The organism is Curtobacterium sp. B18 (assembly GCF_000333375.1).
Classification (GTDB): Bacteria; Actinomycetota; Actinomycetes; order Actinomycetales; family Microbacteriaceae; genus Curtobacterium.
In genome coordinates this window covers 1-6,247 of record NZ_BACZ01000545.1, presented here as the reverse complement: position 1 = coordinate 6,247, position 6,247 = coordinate 1, and the positions used below count along the sequence as shown (strand labels likewise).

6 protein-coding genes are annotated in these 6,247 nt (G+C 73.4%); 1 reads left to right on the top strand and 5 read right to left on the bottom strand.

What is annotated here, in order from left to right; genetic code table 11:
• The 4 genes from I5E_RS14840 to manA all read right to left on the bottom strand — a co-directional run.
• Positions 1–662, bottom strand: a 662-nt coding sequence (locus tag I5E_RS14840) for a glycosyltransferase family 2 protein (protein ID WP_031262852.1), incomplete at its 3' end; no start/stop codon positions are given.
• 177 nt (positions 663–839) lie between these two features.
• On the bottom strand, positions 840–1,172 hold the full coding sequence (locus I5E_RS14835) for a WhiB family transcriptional regulator (protein WP_022907674.1): 333 nt from the start codon (positions 1,170–1,172) through the stop codon (positions 840–842).
• 203 nt (positions 1,173–1,375) lie between these two features.
• Positions 1,376–2,338, bottom strand: a complete 963-nt coding sequence (gene galE / locus I5E_RS14830) for a UDP-glucose 4-epimerase GalE (protein ID WP_022907673.1) — start codon at positions 2,336–2,338, stop codon at positions 1,376–1,378.
• 53 nt (positions 2,339–2,391) lie between these two features.
• Positions 2,392–3,600, bottom strand: coding sequence for a mannose-6-phosphate isomerase, class I (manA, locus tag I5E_RS14825; RefSeq protein WP_031262849.1), 1,209 nt, complete (start codon positions 3,598–3,600; stop codon positions 2,392–2,394).
• Positions 3,601–3,651: 51 nt separating this feature from the next.
• On the opposite strand from manA, the gene I5E_RS14820 reads away from it, so the two are divergent.
• A complete protein-coding gene (locus tag I5E_RS14820; protein WP_022907671.1) occupies positions 3,652–5,031 on the top strand; it encodes an O-antigen ligase family protein in 1,380 nt (459 codons plus the stop codon).
• 82 nt (positions 5,032–5,113) lie between these two features.
• Here I5E_RS14820 and I5E_RS25640 read toward each other — a convergent pair.
• Positions 5,114–6,247, bottom strand: a 1,134-nt coding sequence (locus I5E_RS25640; protein WP_022907670.1) for a hypothetical protein, incomplete at its 5' end; no start/stop codon positions are given.

Here is a 6,247-nt window from a genome sequence, read left to right as displayed (position 1 = left end):
CTCGTCACCCGTGCTTCCGGGACGAGGGCCACGCGGTGTCCGGCGAGGCGCACCCGCACGCAGAAGTCGAGCGCGGCGTCGACGTTCGGCAGGGCCGGGTCGAACCCGCCGAGCTCGTTCCAGACGGAGCGACGGACGAGCATGCCGCCGGCGGCGACCGCCATGACGTCGGTGTGCCGGTCGTGCTGCCCCTGGTCGAGCTCGTCCTGCACGAGGCCGAGCGACCGACCGAACCGGGTCATGCTCTCGCCGAACGCGCGGATCCGGGAGGGGTCGTCGACGTCGATGAGCTTCGGACCGGCGACGACGACGCTGGGGGCGATCTCGACGGCGGAGAGGAGGTCGGCGAGCGCGGTCGGAGCCGGAGCGTTGTCGTGGCCGAGCAGCCAGAGCCACTCGTCGACGGGTTCGTCGGCGACCGCGGGCGGCGCCTCGCGCTCCCCGCGTGCGACGGCCTCGCCGAAGGGGCGTCCGGCGGGCAGGCGCAGGAGTTCCGCGGACCCGCCGAACGCGAGGTCGGCGGTCGAACCGTCGGTGGACCCGAGGTCGACGACGACGAGGTTCTCGGGGTGCCGGGTCTGGGCCGCGAGCGCGTCCAGGGTCCGGTCGAGGTGGTCCGCTCCGTTGGCGGCGACGAGGATCGCGGTGACTCTGGGCTGCATGACGGGCGTCACTCTACGGGCCAGGAGGCGCGGCTCGGCCCCGCGGGGCGGCGCGCCGTGAACCTGTGGAGGCCATCAACGTGCGGTCAGAGAGTCGTGACGTGGCTGGCCCCCGGCGCCTTCGTCGCAGGCTCCTCAGGGGCGTAACCGCACGGCGCTGGCGCGCCGTGGGCGCGGTTACGCCCGTTTGCGCAGCTTGCGGCGCTCGCGCTCGGAGAGGCCGCCCCAGATGCCGAACCGCTCGTCGTTCTCGAGCGCGTACTCGAGGCACTGCGAGCGGACCTCGCACGAGGTGCAGATCTTCTTGGCCTCACGCGTCGAGCCGCCCTTCTCCGGGAAGAACGCCTCGGGGTCGGTCTGCGCGCAGAGCGAGTCGACCTGCCAGGCGAGCGGGTTCTCCTCGTCGTCGGACTCCGGACGGCGCACACCCGGGACGCCGAGCGACACAGGGTCGACGTGCCAGTCCTCCGGTACTCCGGCGTGGAAGTCGGAACCGTTCACCCTGATCACCCCTGACGTCTCGATAACGGGACCACAACGATCGCTGTCGTTGCCTGTAATTACAGCGGTGTCATTCGCCAGAGTCAAGTCGCGGATCATAGAAGGCACTGACCGTTCCGGCGTGTCATGTCCCCCGTACGGGCGTGTCGCGGCCGGTCTGTCGGGGTTTCGGGGGACAAACGCCGTGCCCGTCAGCCGGCCGCGATCCGCGGTCAGCCGATGCGGCGCCGGGCCTCCCACGCGCTGGTGACCATCTGGTCGAGGGTGTGGCGCATCGCCCAGTCGAGGTCACGCGCTGCAGCTTCGCCGGTCGCGACGATCCGGGCGGGGTCACCGGCGCGTCGCGGGGCGATCTCCGGCTCGAACGCGATGCCCGTGCCCTTCGCCATGGCGTCCATGATCTGCCGGACGCTCACACCGTCGCCGCTGCCGAGGTTGTAGGCGCGCTCGAGGGTCTCGCCCGCCTCGAGCTTCTGCGCGGCGACCGCGTGCGAGTGCGCGAGGTCGGCGACGTGGATGTAGTCCCGCACGCAGGTGCCGTCGGGCGTCGCGTAGTCGTCGCCGTTGATCCGCGGGGTGCGGCCGGCGAGCAGGGCGTCGAAGACGAGCGGGAAGAGGTTGTGCGGGCTCGCGTCGTACAGGTCCGGCTCCCCCGACCCGACGACGTTGAAGTAGCGGAGCGACGTGGTGGTGAAGCCGGCGGCGACCTCCATGTCGCGCAGGAGCCACTCTCCGATGAGCTTGGACTCGCCGTAGGGCGACTCCGGCGCCTTCGGGGTGTCCTCGACCACGGTGTCGACGTCCGGGGTGCCGTAGACGGCGGCGCTCGACGAGAACACCGCCTTCGTGACACCGCTCTCCGCCATGGCCCGCAGCAGGGTCGCCATGCCGGTCACGTTCTGCTCGTAGGTGTGCAGCGGCCGCTCGACCGACACCCCCGCGTACTTGAAGCCAGCGACGTGCACGACGCCGGTGACGACGTGCTCCTCGAGCGTCCGGGCGACCAGGTCGCCGTCGAGGATCGTGCCCTCGACGAACGGGACGTCCTCGGGCACGAAGGCCCGGAACCCGCTCGAGAGGTCGTCGAACGCGACGGTGTCGATGCCCGCCGCACGCAGTGCTCGGACGACGTGGGACCCGATGTACCCGGCGCCGCCGGTGACCAGCCAACTCATGCTGGCCACGCTAGCGGAACCGGCGTGGCGTCAGTCCGCCACGCCCTGCGGCTTCACGCACCCGTGGCGATGAAGACCGTGGACGCCAGACCGTTCCCGCCGTCGGCCTCGACCGTGACGTCGCCCTCGTCGGGGGTGATGTAGCAGGACTCCCCCTGCCGCAGCAGCGTGGCCGACCGCGCACCGACGAGCGTGACGGCACCGGCCGTGCAGATCGCGATCGAGGGGCCGTGCAGCGGGGCGACACCGCCGGTGGACAGTCCGACCGGACGTCCGTCGCCGGAGACGCGGAGCAGGGCGAACCCGACGCCGTCCGGTGCGAAGCGCTCGACGCCGCCGTCGACCCGCTCGGGCGCGAGGAGCGGTGCCGGGTACGCCGTGAAGTCGAGGACCCGGAGCAGCTCCGGGACGTCGACGTGCTTCGGCGTGAGTCCACCGCGCAGGACGTTGTCGGACGGGGCCATCAGCTCGATGCCGAGGCCGTCGAGGTACGCGTGGATGTTCCCGGCCGGCAGGTACATGGCCTCGCCGGCGGCGAGCGTGACGCGGTGCATGAGCAGCGAGACCACGATGCCGGGGTCACCGGGGTAGCTCGACGCGAGGTCGCTGGCCGTCCGGGTGTTCGGCGTGTGGGCGTCGTCGGCGAGCGCGGTGGCGAGGTCGCTCACGGCCTGCACGACGGCGGCGGCCGACGAGTCCGCCGTCTCGAGCCACCGGACCGTGTCCTCGAGCCCGTGCTGCAGGTGCACCGTCAGGGGGCCGAGGCGTCCGGAGCCGGCGTCCAGCGCCTCGACGTCGGCGAGGGTCTCGGTCACGGGGCGGAACCCGCTCAGCGCCTCGAACCGCTCGCTGAGCGCCACGACGAGCTCGGGCTTCGGGAACGGGTCCTTGTAGTTGCGCGCCGGGTCGTCGATCGGGACACCGGCGGCCTCCTCGCGCTCGTAGCCCTCGCGAGCCTGCTCCGGCGTCGGGTGCGCCTGCAGCGAGAGCGGCGCGGCGGCCGCGAGGACCTTGAGCAGGAAGGGCAGGCCGGTGCGGTCCGGACCGAGGGCGTCCTGCGGCTCCGCGGCGATCCAGTCGAGGACGGTGTCGGCGCCGCCGACCATCGCCGGGTTCACGACGACGCTCGGGCTGCCGGGGTGGGCGCCGAGCCAGAGTTCGGCCTGGGGGGCGCCGGTGACCGTCCGGCCGAGGAGCTCGGGGATGGCCGTGACGGATCCCCACGCGTAGTCGCGGGGCGTGTTCGTGATGCCGAGGAACATGCGCACGAGCCTATCGGCGGTCGACGTGCGCTCCCCGGGTACCCTGGCGTCGTGACGAACACCTGGCCGTTGGCGCGCGGTTCCGTGCCCGAACGCGAGGCGTTCGCATTCGGCGCGACGATCCTGTTCGTGCTCTTCGCCGGCGACGCCGTGCCGAACACCCTCACCTGGGTCGGCGCCGGTCTGCTCTGGGCGGCCGCGGCGGTCTGGGCCACGACGATCATCGTGCGGGCCCGTCCACCGATCACGCGCACGCCCCGTGCGCTCTGGTTCTTCCTCGCCTGGTGCCTCGTGTCCGTCGCGTGGTCGCACTGGCGCTTCGCCACGATCTCGAGCCTCGCGGTGCAGGTGATCTGTGCCGGTGCCGCGTTCGCGATCGCCTCCACCCTGACCTGGCGCCGGATCACCGACGCCCTCAGCCTGGCGCTCCGCTGGGTGCTGATGGGCTCGCTCCTCTTCGAGGCCTTCGTGGCCGTCGTCCTCCGGCACCCCATCGCCCCGGTGTGGACCGACTACGGCGACCGGAAGATCCCGGACGCGTTCTACTTCTCGCGCGCCGAGCTCTTCACCGGCGGGCGCATCCAGGGCCTGCCCGGCAACGCGAACCTGCTGGCGATGGTCGCGCTCCTCGCCGTCATCGCGGTCGCCGTGCAGTACGCCGAGGGTCGGCTCCGCCGCAACCGGGCGATCGGCTGGACCGTCGTGGCGCTCGTGGTCCTCGTGCTCACCCGGTCCTCGACCGTGCTGGCCGCCGGGGTCGTCGTCCTCGTCGCGCTCGCGGTCGCGCTCTGGATCCGCCGGGTGCCGACCGAACGTCGGACCCCGCGGTACCTGGCTGTCGCCGCGGGGGCGGTCGTGGTCGGCGTCGCCGCGTTCCTCGCCCGCGGTCAGGTGTCCGAGCTGCTCGGCAAGGGCTCGGACGCGACCGGCCGCGGCGTGATCTGGGAGCGGGTCGTCGGGCTCGCCCAGGAGCACGCCGTCGTCGGCTGGGGCTGGATCGGCTACTGGTGGCCGGGCATCCCGACGCTCGCCGACCTCGCCCACCGCAAGGGCGTCACGTACCTGCAGGCGCACGACGCCTACCTCGACGTCTGGATGCAGACCGGGATCATCGGGCTGCTCGTCTTCCTGGTGTACGTCGTCACCACCCTCAGCCGGTCCTGGGCCTCGGCCACCCGGATCGGCTACGACCGGACGCTGTCCCCGCGGTCCTTCGACCCGGTGTCGCTCCTGCCGCTGCTCGTCGTCGTGGCGCTCCTCGTGCAGTCGGTGACCGAGTCACGGCTGCTCTACCAGGGGAACTGGGTGCTGTTCACGCTCATCGCGATCAAGACCCGCATCGTGCTGGTCGGCGAGGAGCCCGTGTCGGCCGGCGACGGACCGCGCACACCACCGGCACGCCGCGAGTTCCGGACGCCCGCGCGCCGCTGACCCCGGCATGGTCGACCCGGCGACGCCGATGCCGGGCCGCCGACCCCGGCGCCGCGGGCGCGGACGCTCCTCGTCCGCCGGGTCATCGTCGGACGACGAGCCGATCGCAGGGCACCGCGGCCCGCCACGGTGCCGTCCGGAGTTCCGCCGACCCGAGCGCGGGGTCTGCCCGACAGGCCGCGGCGGCCGCCGGGACCTCGGCCGCCCACACCGGACCGGCGCTCCGTCTGGTCGCTCCCGGCGGGGCGTTCGTGACGGCGGCGACCACGACGGCGGTGACCACGCACCAGGCGAGGGCCGCCGCGCCCAGCCGAGCCGCGCCTCCCGTCCGCCCGACCGACCCGATGACCACCGACGCCCCGGCGACCGCCGCCGACACGAGCAGCAGTCCGGACGCCGCCGCGTAGCGGGACGGCGGCGCCCCCACCGCTACCGGGCCGAGGCCGACCCAGTCCTGCACCGGCGACCCGTTCACCGCGAGCGCCGCCCACCACACCACGAACGAACCGGCGCCGAGGGCGACGACGACCCATCGGGCACGGCCCCGACCGAGCACGACCGCCGCGACGAGCACCACACCGAGCAGCACGACCGGCACGACCACGACGCCCCACCCGTGCGTCCGCACCGCCTCGGCGACGACACCGACCCGGCGGTCCCACGCGCCAGCGACCGGCTGCAGCAGGTACCCGGCGAGGACGTCGGCCCCGTGGAGGTCTCCTGGGCGCGAGGCACGCTCGTCGGTCAGGGCCGTCTGGACCTGGACCGCGCTGCCGAGCACGGCGGCGAGGGTGACGGGCAGCTGGCGGAGGTCCACGCGCCCGCTCGCGGTCCGCGCCGGCGGCAGCCAGGCCACGAGGAGCAGCGGGAGGAACAGCGTCGCCAGCGGCTCGGTGAGCGCGCCGGCCAGGGTCACGACGGCGAGCGCCGCCGCACCCCACCACGTCCGGGCACGGTGGGTGGCCGTCCAGGGCACCAGGACGAGCACGTACCAGTGCAGGTTCGCGGCCGTCCCGCTGATCTCGACGGGCGCGAGGGGCAGCACGACGGGGACGGCGGCGAGCAGCACCCGGAGGGGCCACGGTCGGACGACGTCGCCGGACAGCAGGAACACGAGCGCGCACACGACACCGACGACCAGGCAGGCGAGACCCGAGACGGCGACGGCGTACCGCTCGACGGGCAGGAGCCACGCGAGGTCGACGACGATCCGCGG

Bases quoted from the DNA above. Each gene is read 5' to 3' on its own strand.
- galE (WP_022907673.1), bottom strand. From the start codon at position 2,338: ATGAGTTGGCTGGTCACCGGCGGCGCCGGGTACATCGGGTCCCACGTC.
- manA (WP_031262849.1), bottom strand. From the start codon at position 3,600: ATGTTCCTCGGCATCACGAACACGCCCCGCGACTACGCGTGGGGATCC.